This window comes from Halobacteroides halobius DSM 5150 (assembly GCF_000328625.1).
In the GTDB taxonomy this organism is placed as follows: Bacteria; Bacillota; Halanaerobiia; order Halobacteroidales; family Halobacteroidaceae; genus Halobacteroides; species Halobacteroides halobius.
This window is the reverse complement of record NC_019978.1, coordinates 525,795-540,705: the sequence shown is the minus strand read 5'-3', so window position 1 is coordinate 540,705 and position 14,911 is coordinate 525,795. Positions and strand designations below refer to the sequence as shown.

At 32.6% G+C, this 14,911-nt stretch carries 18 protein-coding genes; all 18 read right to left on the bottom strand.

Going from position 1 to position 14,911, the window contains the following annotated elements; translation table 11 throughout:
* Nucleotides 1-383: 383 nt before the first annotated feature.
* On the bottom strand, nt 384-1,541 hold the full coding sequence (locus HALHA_RS02705) for an iron-containing alcohol dehydrogenase (RefSeq protein WP_015326248.1): 1,158 nt from the start codon (nt 1,539-1,541) through the stop codon (nt 384-386).
* Nucleotides 1,542-1,700: 159 nt separating this feature from the next.
* On the bottom strand, nt 1,701-2,636 hold the full coding sequence (locus HALHA_RS02700) for a Kae1-like domain-containing protein (RefSeq protein ID WP_015326247.1): 936 nt from the start codon (nt 2,634-2,636) through the stop codon (nt 1,701-1,703).
* A 6-nt stretch (nt 2,637-2,642) separates the two neighbouring features.
* Nucleotides 2,643-3,071: a transcription antitermination factor NusB gene (nusB, locus tag HALHA_RS02695; RefSeq protein ID WP_015326246.1), complete on the bottom strand. Its 429-nt coding sequence runs from the start codon at nt 3,069-3,071 to the stop codon at nt 2,643-2,645.
* A gap of 74 nt (nt 3,072-3,145) precedes the next feature.
* A complete protein-coding gene (locus HALHA_RS02690) occupies nt 3,146-3,379 on the bottom strand; it encodes a DUF2273 domain-containing protein (protein WP_015326245.1) in 234 nt (77 codons plus the stop codon).
* Between the two features lie 16 nt (nt 3,380-3,395).
* Complete coding sequence (gene amaP / locus HALHA_RS02685; RefSeq protein ID WP_015326244.1) at nt 3,396-3,932, bottom strand: alkaline shock response membrane anchor protein AmaP; 537 nt, start codon at nt 3,930-3,932, stop codon at nt 3,396-3,398.
* 155 nt (nt 3,933-4,087) lie between these two features.
* Nucleotides 4,088-4,516 (bottom strand): Asp23/Gls24 family envelope stress response protein, encoded by a 429-nt coding sequence (locus HALHA_RS02680; RefSeq protein WP_015326243.1) that lies wholly within the window; start codon nt 4,514-4,516, stop codon nt 4,088-4,090.
* 22 nt (nt 4,517-4,538) lie between these two features.
* Nucleotides 4,539-5,888, bottom strand: coding sequence for an acetyl-CoA carboxylase biotin carboxylase subunit (gene accC / locus HALHA_RS02675; RefSeq protein WP_015326242.1), 1,350 nt, complete (start codon nt 5,886-5,888; stop codon nt 4,539-4,541).
* A gap of 58 nt (nt 5,889-5,946) precedes the next feature.
* Nucleotides 5,947-7,857 (bottom strand): acetyl-CoA carboxylase biotin carboxyl carrier protein, encoded by a 1,911-nt coding sequence (gene accB / locus HALHA_RS02670; RefSeq protein ID WP_015326241.1) that lies wholly within the window; start codon nt 7,855-7,857, stop codon nt 5,947-5,949.
* Between the two features lie 230 nt (nt 7,858-8,087).
* On the bottom strand, nt 8,088-8,726 hold the full coding sequence (locus HALHA_RS02665) for a SpoIIIAH-like family protein (protein ID WP_015326240.1): 639 nt from the start codon (nt 8,724-8,726) through the stop codon (nt 8,088-8,090).
* Nucleotides 8,727-8,734: 8 nt separating this feature from the next.
* The gene (locus HALHA_RS02660) at nt 8,735-9,313 is read right to left on the bottom strand and encodes a hypothetical protein (RefSeq protein ID WP_015326239.1); all 579 of its coding nucleotides are present in this window, start codon (nt 9,311-9,313) and stop codon (nt 8,735-8,737) included.
* 14 nt (nt 9,314-9,327) lie between these two features.
* Entirely contained in the window at nt 9,328-9,891 is a 564-nt protein-coding gene (gene spoIIIAF, locus HALHA_RS02655) for a stage III sporulation protein AF (RefSeq protein WP_015326238.1), read from the bottom strand.
* Nucleotides 9,888-11,063 (bottom strand): stage III sporulation protein AE, encoded by a 1,176-nt coding sequence (spoIIIAE, locus tag HALHA_RS02650; protein ID WP_015326237.1) that lies wholly within the window; start codon nt 11,061-11,063, stop codon nt 9,888-9,890. Before spoIIIAE ends, spoIIIAF begins: the two co-directional genes overlap by 4 nt.
* Nucleotides 11,064-11,075: 12 nt before the next feature.
* Entirely contained in the window at nt 11,076-11,465 is a 390-nt protein-coding gene (gene spoIIIAD / locus HALHA_RS02645; RefSeq protein WP_015326236.1) for a stage III sporulation protein AD, read from the bottom strand.
* Nucleotides 11,466-11,477: 12 nt separating this feature from the next.
* Nucleotides 11,478-11,672 carry a stage III sporulation protein AC gene (gene spoIIIAC / locus HALHA_RS02640; RefSeq protein ID WP_041607958.1) on the bottom strand — a complete coding sequence of 65 codons (195 nt, stop codon included), beginning with the start codon at nt 11,670-11,672 and terminating at the stop codon, nt 11,478-11,480.
* Between the two features lie 62 nt (nt 11,673-11,734).
* Nucleotides 11,735-12,244 (bottom strand): stage III sporulation protein SpoIIIAB, encoded by a 510-nt coding sequence (gene spoIIIAB / locus HALHA_RS02635; protein WP_015326234.1) that lies wholly within the window; start codon nt 12,242-12,244, stop codon nt 11,735-11,737.
* Nucleotides 12,245-12,254: 10 nt separating this feature from the next.
* Complete coding sequence (spoIIIAA, locus tag HALHA_RS02630; protein ID WP_015326233.1) at nt 12,255-13,208, bottom strand: stage III sporulation protein AA; 954 nt, start codon at nt 13,206-13,208, stop codon at nt 12,255-12,257.
* A 100-nt stretch (nt 13,209-13,308) separates the two neighbouring features.
* Complete coding sequence (locus HALHA_RS02625; RefSeq protein WP_015326232.1) at nt 13,309-14,175, bottom strand: sigma-70 family RNA polymerase sigma factor; 867 nt, start codon at nt 14,173-14,175, stop codon at nt 13,309-13,311.
* A gap of 144 nt (nt 14,176-14,319) precedes the next feature.
* Complete coding sequence (efp, locus tag HALHA_RS02620) at nt 14,320-14,877, bottom strand: elongation factor P (RefSeq protein ID WP_015326231.1); 558 nt, start codon at nt 14,875-14,877, stop codon at nt 14,320-14,322.
* Nucleotides 14,878-14,911: the final 34 nt, after the last annotated feature.

Below are 14,911 nucleotides of genomic sequence, written 5' to 3'. Positions count from 1 at the left end.
TTTATTCCAGTTCACTAAGACTCATTAATGAAAAATTTATAAGTCGTTGCGAAACCCTCTCCAGCAATTATTAAAGGTATTGTGGGGCTTTTGGACTGTCTTATAGTTTTTGTTCATATACTTTGAATGAAAGGTAAAATAGATATGAATAAGCAAATCCATGATTTGGTTTATCTCATTTTACCTGGAATGAAATGAACAAAAACTATTTAAGGAAAAAGCCACACAATGCCTCAGTGAGAAGTGCCACTATATATCAATTAACCTTTAAATTCTATATAGTTACTCATAATTATATCAAGACTACTTCTAAAAGCAAGCAAAAAAACTAACAGGACCATTAAAATTGGCCCTGTCTTCTAAAACTTTATTATTTAACTTACTTAATCTAAATCTGCCTCAGCACCATAAAAAGCCTTTTTATAAATCTCCCTCATATCTTCAACTGTAGGCTCTTTTGGATTAGTTACAGTACATGGGTCATCTTTAGCATTAGCAGCCATTCTATCTAATACTCCCTCAAAATCTTCTTCAGTAAAGTCCATCCAGTCAATCTCACTAAAGGAACTAGGAATATTTAATGCCTGATTTAAATCTCTAATAGCAGCTGCTAAGTCATCTACACCTAGTGTAGCTTCCGCTATTTTAAACTTCTCCTCAGCAGCTTCATAATTAAACTCAATTACATAAGGCATTAGGATAGCATTAGCTAACCCATGTGTTATATGTAACTCTCCTCCAATCTTATGGGCCAAGCTATGTACGATCCCTAAAGAAGAATTAGAAAAAGCCATTCCTGCCATTGTAGAAGCATTATGCATCTTTTCTCTCGCCTTCATATTATCACCATCTTCAAAAGCCTTAGGTAAGTAATCAAAAACTAATTGAATAGCTTTTAAAGCTAAAGAATCAGTATAATCACTAGCTCCTGTAGAAACAAAAGCCTCAACAGCATGGGCCAATACATCCATCCCAGTATTAGCAGTAATATGAGACGGCATAGTTGCTGGTATCTCAGGGTCAACAATTGCAATATCAGGAATGATTTCAGAAGATACAATCGGATACTTAATCTTCTCATCAGTATCAGTAATCACAGAAAAAGCCGTAATTTCAGAAGCAGTACCACTAGTTGAAGGAATAGCCACAAACTTAGCTTTATTTCTAAGTTCAGGCATAGACCCTACTTCAATAATATCTTTAAACTCAAGTTCAGGATGTTCATAAAAACACCACATAATCTTAGCTGCATCTAAAGCTGATCCACCACCAATGGCAATCACCCAATCAGGCTCAAAATCAAGCATTGCTCTTTTACCTTTTAGTACTGTCTTAACTGATGGATTAGGTTCTACTCCATCAACTACTCGAGATTCAATTCCAGCTTCCTTTAAATAATCTTGGGCTTGGTCTAAGAAACCAAATCGTTTCATAGAACTACCACCTGTCACTAAAATAGCTCGTTCTCCATCTAACTCACTTAAGTAACTTAATGTCTTTTCACCAAATTCAACATCACGAGGAATCATAAATGATTTCATATTTACTAACACCTACTTGTGAATTTTTTAACGCTTTTGTTAAAATTATAACAATTATTTTAATCTTCGTCAATATGATCCTGATATAAAAATCTAATAGCAAAAAATAAAGAGAACACGGATTCCCGTGTTCTAATCTTCGTATTTAAAAATTCTTATTTATCTATCTTCCACTCCCATACCTGCTACTCCTACAGCGCTATCACTACTCCATCTAGGATCCGCAAAATATAAATTGGCTCCTACTGCTCTATGTTCTAATCTTTTTTGTAATCTAGCTCTAATATATTGATTGGCAGCTACTCCCCCAACAAGTAAAATATCTCTTAATTTTTCTTCTTGCATTGCCTTTTTTAATACCTTTTCTAAACTATTAGCAACTGCTTGTTGAACTGCCAGAGCAATATCTGATTTATCCTTTCCTTGTTCAATTAATCTCATAGCTGCTGAACTTGGCCCCGAAAAGCTAATCTGATAACCATCCACTGAGGAAGGAATAGTTACAGCTTCTAACTCTCCTTCTGTAGCTAACTCTTCTAAACTTGGCCCTGCTGGGAAAGATAGTCCTAACTTAACTCCTACCCGATCAATAAATTGGCCCGCATGTAAATCTTGACTACCGCCTAATCTTTCTATTTCAAAACTAGGTTTTCTTTGGGCCTTAGTTACCTTTAATAATTCAGTAGTACCTCCGGAAATATGTACAGCTAAAAATTCGTCTACATCTAAATTAGAAGACCAAATACCAGCCATTAAGTGACCTTCTTGATGAGAAACCTCAACTAATGGAATATCTAACACTTTAGCTAAAGTTTTGGCCTGTCCTTCTCCTACTCTAAAAACAGGCATATAAGAGTCTTTTTTCGGACGTGGTCGAGTACTAACTACTATTTTAGTTAGCTTATTTTGACCTATTACTTCCTCTAATATTTCAGGTAACTGATTAACATGCTGAAAAACTGCTTCCGCTTGACGCAAACCTCGTTGACCTTCTTTTACCGTAAGTAATTTTCTAGTTTGAGTTATTAACTTCCCAGAAGAATCCATAATAGCAGCAGCAGTAGTATAATTACTAGTATCAATCCCTAGAATCAATATCTCTTACTCCTCCTCTTTTAAGTCTAACTTCTTAGCTAATTTTCCTAATATTCCATTAACAAATTTAGCTGCTTTTTGATCACTAAAACTTTTAGCTAACTCAATTGCTTCATCAATTGATACTGCTGTTGGGATCTCTTCTTCGTATAACATTTCATATAAAGCCAACCTAATAATATTGCGCTCTACCTTACCCATTCTTTCCATCTTCCAATTAGATATATTATCATCAACTAGTTGATCTAATTCATGCTTTTTATGGTATGTCCCTTCAATTATATCCGATAAAAAACTACCTCGTAGATCTAATTCGGGACGTTCTTCATGTAGTGTATCTAAATTACTCACTAATCCTGCCTTATTGATATCTACTTGATATAGAAACTGAACTGCAACCTCTCTGGCTTGACGTCTAGTTATAGCTTGTACCATATTAACCCCTCCTCGTATAAAATGATTACTACTATTTATTATTTAATAATTATTCTTTATTAATTACTTTATATCTATTCTTGGGGTGGAAATATCTTATCTATTACATCCTTAAAATCCTTACGATTATCATAGCGAGCACCAAAATAATAACCAATTGCCATACACATCATAATAAAAATTGCTGGGATTACGCCCAAACTAATAATTAATAGAGCAGCAAATAACCCTATTAGCATCCCTAAAGTTCTTCCTTTATAATCATCCAACAAGGCCAATAACTGATCTAAATCATCAAATTTGGCCATCTTTAACACCTCTTTTTTAATCTAATCCTTTATTTGGCTTTTCTTGTCGACTAACTTTATTAATTAAAATCTCTACTTGGTCTACTTCTGCCCCTGTAGAAGCAGTAACTTGTTCTCTAATCTGCTCTTGTAGTTTCTCACCTAACTCTGCAATATTAGCTCTAGAAACAATAGCCAAATCTAGCAATATATCTACTCCTTGTTCTGTAACCTCTACCTTAGATTTAATCTCTGTTACTTTTACTTCCTGCCTAACTATTTCTTCAGCTAATTTCTTAATAGCTCCTAAGCTAACTTTTATAGTACCTAACTTACCCTGAGCAACAACAGTTTGAGTAACCTTTTCTTTCCCTGGTAAAAATAATTGTAATATACGCAAGGAAATTAAAAAAAGAATTCCTCCTATTATACCTACCAACTGTAAATCTTGATTGATTAAATCAACTAAATATAAACTATCAATCCACCCAATAGAAATTCCCATCATTAGCAAAGACACTATAGTCCATAATAAAGTAAACACTAATACAAAAAAACGATCTAAATATTGCATCTATATTCTCCTTTCTCTTCCAGAGAATTAATTTAAATCTAGCATTAAGAGTATGTTTTACCAATACAGAAAAGTTATTACAAGTAATTTGAAGTCAATTTTTTTAAAAAGAAGAAAAGCTAACTCTAAAAGAGTTAGCTTTTCAACTAATATAGTTATCTTACTCTAGGTAGCTCAGTAGCCTCTGGTTGTTGCTCTTCTTGAGGCTCTTCTATTACTTCTTCTTCCTCTTCTTCATCTTGAAAGCTAACCCCTTGTACATGAACATTAACCTCTACAACATCTAAACCTGTCATAGTCTCAATCCCCTGCTTGACATTATCCTGAATCTGCCATGCTACTTCAGGAATTTCAACTCCATATTGCATAATCACATACAAATCTATAGCTGTCTCAGTTTCTCCAACTTCGACTTCAACACCTTTAGATAAATTCTTTCGTCCTAACATTTCAGCAATTCCACCAGCTAAACCACTGCTCATTCCAGCTACTCCTTCAACTTCAGTAGCTGCTAAACCAGCAATAATACTTACAACCTCATTAGCAATTCTAATAGCACCAATTCCATTTTCATCTTCTTTCATCTTGGTACCTCCTTATTTAGACTTACTCATCATTAGAAAAATGTTTAGGAATAAAGCCAGTATCAAATTTACCAGCAGCAAACTCTTCATTCTTTAGCACTTTTTGGTGAAAAGGAATTGTAGTCTTAATTCCACTAATTTCAAATTCCTTTAGCGAACGTAACATTCTTTCAAGTGATGCCTCTCTATCTTCGCCCCAGACAATCAATTTTGCTACCATAGAATCATAATGTGGTGGTATCATGTACTTAGGAAAAGCAGCACTATCTATCCTAACCCCAAAACCACCAGGTATAATATAATTTTCAATTCTTCCTGGAGAAGGTCTAAAGTCTTTTTCTGGATCTTCAGCATTAATTCTACACTCAATTGCAGAACCATTAAACTCAATATCTTCTTGAGTATATCCTAATTCTTCCCCAGCTGCAATTCTAATTTGTTCACTAACTATATCTATTCCTGTTATCCACTCAGTAACTGGATGTTCTACCTGAATTCTAGTATTCATCTCAATGAAATAAAAATTATCATCTTTATCTAATAACATTTCTACTGTACCAGCATTAAAATAGTCAACACCTTCAGCAGCTTTAATTGCAGCTTGGCCCATCTCTTCTCTTAATTTAGCATCAATTGCTGGAGAAGGAGCCTCTTCAATTAATTTCTGATGTCTTCTTTGAATAGAGCAATCACGCTCACCTAAATGAACAACATTACCATGTTCATCAGCTAAAATCTGAAACTCAATATGTCTTGGATTCTCTACATACTTTTCTAAGTAGACTTCAGCATTACCGAAAGCTGCTTCTGCTTCTGAACTAGCAGTTTGAACTGCACTCTCTACTTCTTCTTTATTGTGAGCAATTCTCATTCCTCTTCCGCCTCCACCAAAGGAAGCTTTTACAATAACTGGATAACCCATCTCTTCAGCTAACTCAACAGCTTCTTCGGTTCCACTTAGTGTTCCTTCAGTTCCTGGTACTACAGGAACCCCAGCCTCAATCATTGTTTCTCGCGCAACTGCTTTATCACCCATCTTCTCAATTGCTTCAGCTCTTGGGCCAATAAACTTAAAGCCACAATCTTCACATACTTCTGCAAAATGAGCATTTTCAGATAAAAAACCATACCCTGGATGAATAGCATCTACATTAGCTATCTCTGCTACACTAATTAAGCTAGGAATGTCAAGATAACTTTCGTTAGAAGGAGCTGGGCCAATACAATAAGCCTCATCAGCATATCTAACGTGCAAAGCATCCTCATCAGCTTCTGAATAAACAGCAACTGACTTAATACCTAAATCTCTACAAGCCCTAATAATTCGTACTGCAATCTCACCTCGATTAGCTACCAACACCTTATTGAACATTCTATCACTACACCTTTCAGAGTCTTCTTTATAAACGCTATTTTATATTTTTTAGTTATTACAATCTTTCTACTAAGAATAATGGTTGACCATACTCAATTGCTGCTGCATCATCAACTAAAATATCAACAATCTTGCATTTGTATTCTGCTTCAATCTCATTCATTAACTTCATTGCTTCAATAATACAAATCGTATCTCCTTCTTCTACAACATCCCCTACTTCAACAAATGCATCAGCATCTGGAGATGGACAACGATAAAAAGTTCCCACCATTGGAGCTTCAATCTCTTCTCCGTCTACTTGTTTTTCAGTTGTAACTTCTGCCTTAGCTTCATCTTCTGAAGTTGCTGGCTTAGATTTAACTACTTCTTTTTTAGCAGGTGCTTGAGCCTTTGTCACTTCTTTAACCTCAGCAGTCTGAGTTACAACTTGCCCTCCTTTTTTAATACTTACCTTTGTTCCATCACTCTCTAAATTGATTTCAGAAATCTCAGTTTCATCTAACATCCCTACTAATTCTTTAATGTCTTTAAGATCCATATCTTCTTGTGCCTCCCTAGAAATAATTTCTTGATTAGTTATTTCCTCATTTACTTCAGGTTCTTCTTCCCCAAAGATATCTCTATTTTTCTTTCTTTGCTTTAAAAACTTCAATCCTACTTGAGGAAATAAAGCATATGATAAATAATCTTCCTCTTTTTCTACATATTGTTCCACTTCATCTTTTATATTATCCAAAGTCGACTCTAATAAATCAGCAGGTCGACAAGTAATTGGCTCTTCCTCTCCAATTGCCTTCTTTTGTATCTCTGGATTTATCTCAGCTGGAGGTTGGCCATAGTAACCTTTAATATAAGATTTAACTTCGTCAGGAATAACTTTATATCTTTCACCTAATAATACATTAAATACTGCCTGAGTTCCTACAATCTGACTAGTTGGCGTTACTAATGGTGGGTAACCTAAATCTTTTCTTACCCGGGGAATCTCTTTTAATACATCATGGATCTGATCTAAAGCTTCTTGCTTTTCAAGTTGTGAAACTAAATTAGAAATCATTCCTCCGGGTACCTGATGGGCAAAAGTCTGCATATCAGTAATTTTAGTAACACCACGACTAAATCCTCTCTTTCTCCTTACTCTTTCAAAATAACTATCTATATCAAATAATAAATCAAAATCTAAATTAACATGAAAATCTGTATCTTGCCAGATAGCATTCATAGTCTCTACTGGAGGTTGAGATGAACCAAAAGCTAAAGAAGCTGTTGCTGTATCAATTACATCAGCCCCTGCCTCAACTCCCTTAAGGTAAGTTGAAATAGCCATTCCACCAATATAATGACTGTGTAACTCAATTGGAATATCAATCTTCTCTTTAAGAGCAGATACTAATTCATAAGCTCGATATGGTTTTAATAACCCTGCCATATCTTTAATACATAGTGAATGAGCTCCCATCTCTTGTAAAGTCACAGCAGTCTCTATATAATGCTCTATAGTATGCACTGGACTAATAGTATATACAACTGTAGCTTGAATATGCTTTCCAGTTTCTTTAACTGCTTCAATTGCTGTCTTCATATTTCTAACATCATTTAAAGCATCAAAAATTCTAAATCTATCTATTCCATTCTCAGCTGCTTTATGAACAAATTTTCTCACTACATCATCTGGATAGTGTTTATATCCAACTACATTCTGTGCTCTTAATAACATCTGTAATGGAGTATTAGTAATATAACTATCTAATAACTGCAACCTTTCCCAAGGATCTTCATCTAAATAACGCATACAAACATCAAAGGTTGCTCCTCCCCATACCTCCATAGCATGGTAGCCTACTTGATCCATTTTTCCAACTATTGGTAACATATCTTCAGTTCTCATCCTGGTAGCCCACAAAGATTGGTGAGCATCCCTTAAAGTTGTATCTGTAATTCCTACCTTCTTATTATTACTCATACTGCTCCCTCCTACGCTCCTCTTTTATTATTCTATGCCTAATCATAAATTCCTTTACTAAAAATAATTCCTTTTTTATTTTTTATCATATTTTTGACCATATATAAAGCTTTTATTTGAATTTTTTTAACTTTTAACCGTTAATAAAAAAACTCAGGTTACGAATATTTTAACCTGAGTAGTAAGTAATGTACTTTATAATTATATCTTTTTATTAATATTTTGTCAATTCATTCAGGTTTCTTCTCAATAATAGTAATATTTCTTAAGTCAATCCCTGTACTATTTGCTACTATATTCCCAATTTTAGCCACATCATCTCTTTTTAAACCTGTAGTAGCTATAATTATCTCCACAGAATTTTCATGAATAAAGGCAATCCCATCTTTATATCCTCTAGCTCGAATTAAACTTTCAATCTCCATCTCTTGTTCCATATTATTAGTTATTTCTAATAATAGTTTCTGAGCTTTATTTTTTAATTCCTTGCTAGAATTAGGATTATTAATCATCTCTCTTAATAAACTAATTTGTTCACTACGTGATTGATCACGTTTAACTCTATAATCTACAAAGAAATTTTTATCACTTTTTTTAGCCTCTTTTTTTGCTTTAGCTACATCTATAGATTTCATCTGAATATCTTGTAATTTTTTTTCTACTTTTAAAGAGTTATCTTTTTGTTTATTTACACTTTCAGTCTCTATTTTTACATACCCCTCTTGAGATGAAACTTTAGCTATATGATCACTAACATCTGGGGTGCGATTGACAATTACTGAAGTAACCATCCCTACCCAAACCATTAAGACTAAAAACCATCCGATTCTCTTTTTGAAGTTTCTTTTGCTCCAAATATTAATTTCCATTTTTCTCCCTACCTTTCTTTTGGTAATACAGCGATTTTGTGACTTGGTATTCCTAATCCCACTTCAACAGCTCTAATCAACTTGGCCCTGACATAAGAATTTTTAGCTCCCTCAGCCACAACTAATACTCCTCTTATTTTAGGTTTTATTTTTTTCTTAATTACAGGTTCTTCACTCCCTCCTTGATTTACAACTACTACTTTATCCTCATTCTCAGTCTGTAAAGTCTTTCTTTGGCCCCCATTATTATCTGTTTCAACTACTTCCTCTTTAGAATGAATATTATTTCGAATATAAATATATTCAGAACTAGTATCTAAAGTTAAATTAACTTTTACTTTTCCTACACCAGCAATTAAAGACAATGTTTCTTGCAACTGGTTTTCAATTTTTTCTTTAAATGAAGGAGCATCTACTACTTGTTTCTGAACTGGTTGCTGTCTATTAGCTGTTTTATTAGAGGTAAAACTACCAGTAAAATCACCTAAAAAAATTAGAAATATCCCTGCTAAACCAAGCAATAATAAAATTTTTGTATTAAAAGAATTTTCTTCTTCAGTAAATATATTAAATATTTTATTTAACATGCACTTCCTCCTTTCTACTTCATTTTAACTCTAATTTGATTGGCATTGAGCCCATATAAAGTAGAGATTAAGTCTTTTAATTCTTCTCCCTTCATTTGAGAGGTAGAAGCTTTCTTAGTTTGATTAGATAAATCAACCTGTACTGGTACAATCTTATCTCTAACTCCTGTTATTGATATAGTTTCTAAATTATTAGCTGCATCTAATGTAACTCCTACTTTAATATTATCTAGATTAGAGTTTAATTTAACCATCGCCCGTATATGTTGAGATAACCTTCTTTTATAATCACCTCTTACTTTATCTTTTTTAATTTCTCTTAGCCTCTCTCCTTGATCTACTATTTTACGCCAAGAAGTTTTCTTATTTTCAATTATTTCAAAACCAAATTGACTAACCCCTTGATTAACTATCTCTAAAAAAGGAGTTAAAATCATTAAAATTACAAAAAAACCAACTACTACCTTAACATATCTTTTCATTTTACTGCTAGGTAATAACATTTCAATAAAATGGGCCAATAAAATTATCAAGACTAAATTTCTAATCCACTCTCTTAAGAAATCAATTATAATCACCTCATCATAACTGTAAAGTTAGCAGTACCTACTACAATAATAATTACTACAAAAAACATCACCCCTACTACAACAACTGAACCAAAGATTCGTAGTAAATTACCAGCCAAAATATTCAAGCAGTTTACTGTTTGATCATCACTAACTGGTTGAATAATAGCAGCAGCAAAACGATAAATAAAAACTAAAGCTAGAATCTTAATTACTGAGAATGAACAAAAAACTAAAATTATTAATACACTAAATAATCCTAAAGCATTCTTGATCAATAATGATCCACCAATCATAACATCTAACGCACTAGATAAAAAACCACCTACAACAGGTATAAAATTACTTGTTAAATATTTAGCAGTTCTTATAGTTACACCATCACTAACTGTAGCTACTGTCCCCTGGGTAATAATTGCAGCTAAAAAAATAGTGGTTACTACCCCTAAAGCCCCCATAGCTAACTGTCTTAAAAGACTAACTAACCCACTTACTTTGAAATCATTAGATATGTTATCAACAATTTCCAGCACAGTGGATAAAAAAATTATCGGAAAAACAAAGTTTTTAACAATTGTACTTAATGTATTGACAATTAAAAATGTAATTGGATGAAATAACGAAGCTGAAGCTAAATTCCCCATACTAATTAGTAGCGATAACAACAGAGGAATGATGGCATACATAACCCCCACCATATCCTGAATTGTTCCTTGACCAACAGTTATAGCTACTTTAAATGAATTTAAAGCTACAATAGCTAAGACTAAATAAGTAATTCCATTAGCTAATTGACTAACTTGTGAAACAGCAAAATTAGCCTGAAAATTCTTTAGCACAGCTACAACCATAGCTAAAACAATTAATTGTCCTAATAATTTACTATTAATAACTATCTCATCAAAAAAATAATGTAATAAACCTCTTACTATCTCCTGAAATTTATTTTCTAATCCCTGTTTACTAAATAAATTAATAATATCTGTTACCTGTAAAGCTGGTAGATACTCTCCAGTCTCTTTATTAAGCTTGTCAACCTCTTTTTCTAATTTATTCAAATCAAAATTCTCTAATTGATTTTCAATTATTTCTTCAGGTTTAATTTGTTCTAATTTATCTTCTGCCTGCACAGGAATAGTCATTAAGACTACTATAGTTAACATTATAAATAATTTCTTCATATCACCACACCTTTATGGTAATAGTTGTAATACTGACTCTAAAATTGCCATCATAATTGGAATGCCTAAAATCATGATTAATACTTTTCCTGCAAATTCTATCTTAGATGCTATAATACCTTCTCCTGCATCACGACATATTTGAGCTCCAAACTCTGCTACATAAGCAATTCCAACTGCTTTTAATATAGTACTTAAATAAATTTTATCAACATTAGCTTTATCAGCTAGACTCTCTAAGGCATTGATCACTATCATTATCTTACTTAACATAAAAATAAAGACCATTAATCCTACAACCAAGCTTAATTGTAAAGCTAGCTCTGGTCTAGACTGCTTTAAGACAACAGCAAAAATAGTACCAATAACTCCTAAGCCAACAATCTGAATTATTGTTTCCATTGCTTACACTCCTTAAAATCCAAAAATACTACGAACATTAGTAAATAATTGATTAATCAATTGAATAACTACCATTAACACAATAATTACACCTACTAAAGTTAACATCTGTGCTTGCTCTTCTTTTTCAGCCTGTTTTAATACCATATTAAAAACTGAAATCAAAATTCCTAACCCTGCAATCTTAAAGACTAAATCTATATTCATCATCTAATTTTTTGCCCCCTTCATTACTTTACATATTAATTAGAATTAACAACTATGATTAACTAAAAGATCAAAATTACTATAAATAATCCTCCTAAAACACCTAAGTAACGCCATAGTTTAACTTTCTCTTTTTGATCTGTTATTGCTTCTTGATGTAGATTATTTATATGATCTTGGGCCAAGTTTAAATACCTTAGTTGGTCATCACTAGTTGATTGGCCTAGATTACAACCAAAATCTAACAAAACATCCTCTTCAGTTTGGCCCAAAGCAGTCTGGCTAATTACTTTTTTAACTGCTTGTTGCCAAGCATCTTTAGCTGTTTGACCTGCCTTTAATCCTTCTCTAGCTTCAACAAAAAAATTATCTACTGGGGCATCTAATTCAGAAGCTATCTTTTCAAAAGCTTGAGGCAAAGGGGTTATGCCATAACTTATCTCAGTTTGCAATAATTCTAAAGCTAGTTTTATTTGTTTTAACTGTTTAGAGCGTAAAATAAATTGTCGAGCTACTACAAAACCTAATCCAGTACTACTGATGATAATTAATATAGTACCGACTAACTTCATCTTATCACCTCTAGTATTTAATAATTTTTTCTATTGTTCCTGGCCCTTTAGCACGACTTAAAATAATAATCCTTTTAAAAATATTATCTTTAAATAATTTAGCTAGACTAGGACGAGATTTTACTTCTGCTAAATTACTACCATGAACAGTGGTAATCACTCTTACTCCTGCGTTTAATGCTTCTAGTAAAATATCAACATCTTCTTTAGTACCAATTTCATCAGTTACTATTACATTTGGTGACATAGATCTGATCAATAGCAAAATTCCTTCTGGCTTAGGAGCTCTATCTAATAAATCTGTTCTAATCCCTATTTGATTCTGAGCTACACCTTGATAAGCACCACCAATTTCAGATCGTTCATCTACTACTCCTACTTTTAAACCATTAAATTGCTTAGGAATACCATTACTAATCTGGCGAACTAAATCCCTAAGTAAGGTTGTCTTCCCACATCTAGGTGGTGAAATAATTAAAGTATTATAAATATCATTTGAACCATTAATTATCTGGTTAATAACCCCATTTGCTGCTCCAATAACCTCTTGACAAAACCGAATATTTAAAGCTGCAATATGTTTAATTCTTTTAATTTTTGCTCTATCTCTAATCACTTGTCCTACTAGCCCAACTCTATGCCCCCCTGATAAAGTCAAATAACCAGACCTTAATTCCTCTTCTAAAGTATATAAAGAACTATTAGTCATTAAATTAAGAGTATCTTGAACTTCTTGTTTACTAACTGTATGGGCCTGTCTACTATTTTTAGTTACCTCACCTTTACTAGTAATCATTAATTCTCCTTTAGGCTCTTCTAACAATAAAGGATTATTACTACGTAGTCTAATTTCTAATATCTTCTTTAATTTTCTATCAGCTACTTGCCCAATAATTTGTCTTAGGCTAGGGGCCAAAACGGGCAAAATATCTTGCTTTAAAAGCTTATAATTTTTAGTACCCATAATTATCACCTCGACTACTTAATCATATTAGTCATCTGGTAAAAATATGAATATAAAATAAAAAAATCCAGATGCTATTTAGCATCTGGATCAACTTATACTATATTGCTTTCCAATAATCTTTTAATATCTCAACCTTCCTCGAGCTTCTTAGTTTAGATAAAGCCCTAATCTGAAGTTGCCTAATTCTCTCTCTACTTAAATCAAAGACTTTAGCAATTTCTTTAAGGGTTCTAGCCCGATCATCTACAAGGCCATACCTTAATTTCAAAATTTTCTTCTCTCTCTCAGATAATACATTCATTACATTATCTAAATCTTCTTCCAAAAAAGAATTGGATACAGCACTTAGTGGCGTTAAACTTTCTTTATCTTCAACAAAATCAATTAATGAATCATCTCGTTCTTCATTAAAGGGGCTATCTAAAGATATTGTTTTTTCAGCAATTTTCTTTAGTTTTATTACTTTCTCTTTATCTACTCCCATTTTAGTAGCAATCTCTGCTTCTTGTGGTTGACGGTTTAATTCTTTTTTTAACTGGTTATAAATCCTAATCATCCGTTTAATTTCTTGATTAATATGAACTGGTGTTCGAATTGTTCGTGATTTATTAGCAATAGCTCTCGTAATGCTTTGTTTAATCCACCAAGTAGCATAAGTACTAAATTTATTACCTCTCTTATAATCGAACTTTTCCACTGCTTTATGCAAGCCAATATTGCCTTCTTGAATTAAATCTAAAAATGGTAATCCGTTACTAGTATAGTCTTTAGCAATACTTATTACCAACCTTAAGTTAGAAACTATTAACTTTCGTCTTGCAGCTTCATCCCCTTCTTCTATTCTTTTAGCTAACTTTTGTTCCTCTTCTTTTGTTAATAAAGAAATCTCTTTTAGTTCCTTAAAATAACTACTAACTAAATTTAATTGCTGATCAGATCTCATATTTATATTTTCTGTAATCATTTAAAATCCTCCTTAATGTTAAAAAACTCTTTATTATCTAGTAGTTATTATAACATTTAATCTTTACGAAAGTATGACCAAAGTGATATAAAATTTAAACTAATTAAATAAAAAAGAGCAACTAATAAAAGTTGCTCATAAAGATTAAACGCGCTCGATATACTCACAGCTTCTTGTATCAAGTTTAAGTATATCTCCTTCTTCAATAAATAAAGGAACCTTAACTTCAGCTCCAGTTTCTACAGTTACCTTTTTAGAACCACCTGAAACTGTATTCCCTTTGACAGCAGGTGGAGCATGAGTAACTTCTAATTCTACAAAAGTAGGTAACTTAACTCCAATTGGTTCATTTTGATACATCTTTACCTTAATTTCAGAGTTTTCTTTGATAAATTTAGCAGCATCACCAATCTGTTCCTGACTGAGATTAATCTGTTCATAAGATTCTTGATCCATAAAAACATAATCTTCTCCACTTTGGTATAAGTATTGAAATGGTCTAGTATCTATATAAGCCTCCTGTACCTTCTCACCAGCTTTAAACCTTTTGTTGACTGTTCTTCCTGATTCTAAATGCTTTAGCTCAGTTTGTAAATATGCTCCACCCTTACCAGGCTTAGTATGGTCATAATTAACGATTGTATATAATTCACCATCTAATTCAATTGTTAGTCCTGTCTTAAAATCTCTAGTTGTAATCATTCCTTAACCTCCTTGTATATATTGACATCTGTTC

What these genes read in the sequence shown, in the direction of transcription:
- HALHA_RS02705 (WP_015326248.1), bottom strand. Translation starts at nt 1,541, where the DNA reads ATGAAATCATTTATGATTCCTCGTGATGTTGAATTTGGTGAAAAGACA.
- nusB (WP_015326246.1), bottom strand. Translation starts at nt 3,071, where the DNA reads ATGGTACAAGCTATAACTAGACGTCAAGCCAGAGAGGTTGCAGTTCAG.
- HALHA_RS02690 (WP_015326245.1), bottom strand. Translation starts at nt 3,379, where the DNA reads ATGGCCAAATTTGATGATTTAGATCAGTTATTGGCCTTGTTGGATGAT.
- amaP (WP_015326244.1), bottom strand. Translation starts at nt 3,932, where the DNA reads ATGCAATATTTAGATCGTTTTTTTGTATTAGTGTTTACTTTATTATGG.
- HALHA_RS02680 (WP_015326243.1), bottom strand. Translation starts at nt 4,516, where the DNA reads ATGAAAGAAGATGAAAATGGAATTGGTGCTATTAGAATTGCTAATGAG.
- accC (WP_015326242.1), bottom strand. Translation starts at nt 5,888, where the DNA reads ATGTTCAATAAGGTGTTGGTAGCTAATCGAGGTGAGATTGCAGTACGA.
- accB (WP_015326241.1), bottom strand. Translation starts at nt 7,857, where the DNA reads ATGAGTAATAATAAGAAGGTAGGAATTACAGATACAACTTTAAGGGAT.
- HALHA_RS02665 (WP_015326240.1), bottom strand. Translation starts at nt 8,726, where the DNA reads ATGGAAATTAATATTTGGAGCAAAAGAAACTTCAAAAAGAGAATCGGA.
- HALHA_RS02660 (WP_015326239.1), bottom strand. Translation starts at nt 9,313, where the DNA reads ATGTTAAATAAAATATTTAATATATTTACTGAAGAAGAAAATTCTTTT.
- spoIIIAE (WP_015326237.1), bottom strand. Translation starts at nt 11,063, where the DNA reads ATGAAGAAATTATTTATAATGTTAACTATAGTAGTCTTAATGACTATT.
- spoIIIAD (WP_015326236.1), bottom strand. Translation starts at nt 11,465, where the DNA reads ATGGAAACAATAATTCAGATTGTTGGCTTAGGAGTTATTGGTACTATT.
- spoIIIAC (WP_041607958.1), bottom strand. Translation starts at nt 11,672, where the DNA reads ATGAATATAGATTTAGTCTTTAAGATTGCAGGGTTAGGAATTTTGATT.
- spoIIIAB (WP_015326234.1), bottom strand. Translation starts at nt 12,244, where the DNA reads ATGAAGTTAGTCGGTACTATATTAATTATCATCAGTAGTACTGGATTA.
- spoIIIAA (WP_015326233.1), bottom strand. Translation starts at nt 13,208, where the DNA reads ATGGGTACTAAAAATTATAAGCTTTTAAAGCAAGATATTTTGCCCGTT.
- HALHA_RS02625 (WP_015326232.1), bottom strand. Translation starts at nt 14,175, where the DNA reads ATGATTACAGAAAATATAAATATGAGATCTGATCAGCAATTAAATTTA.
- efp (WP_015326231.1), bottom strand. Translation starts at nt 14,877, where the DNA reads ATGATTACAACTAGAGATTTTAAGACAGGACTAACAATTGAATTAGAT.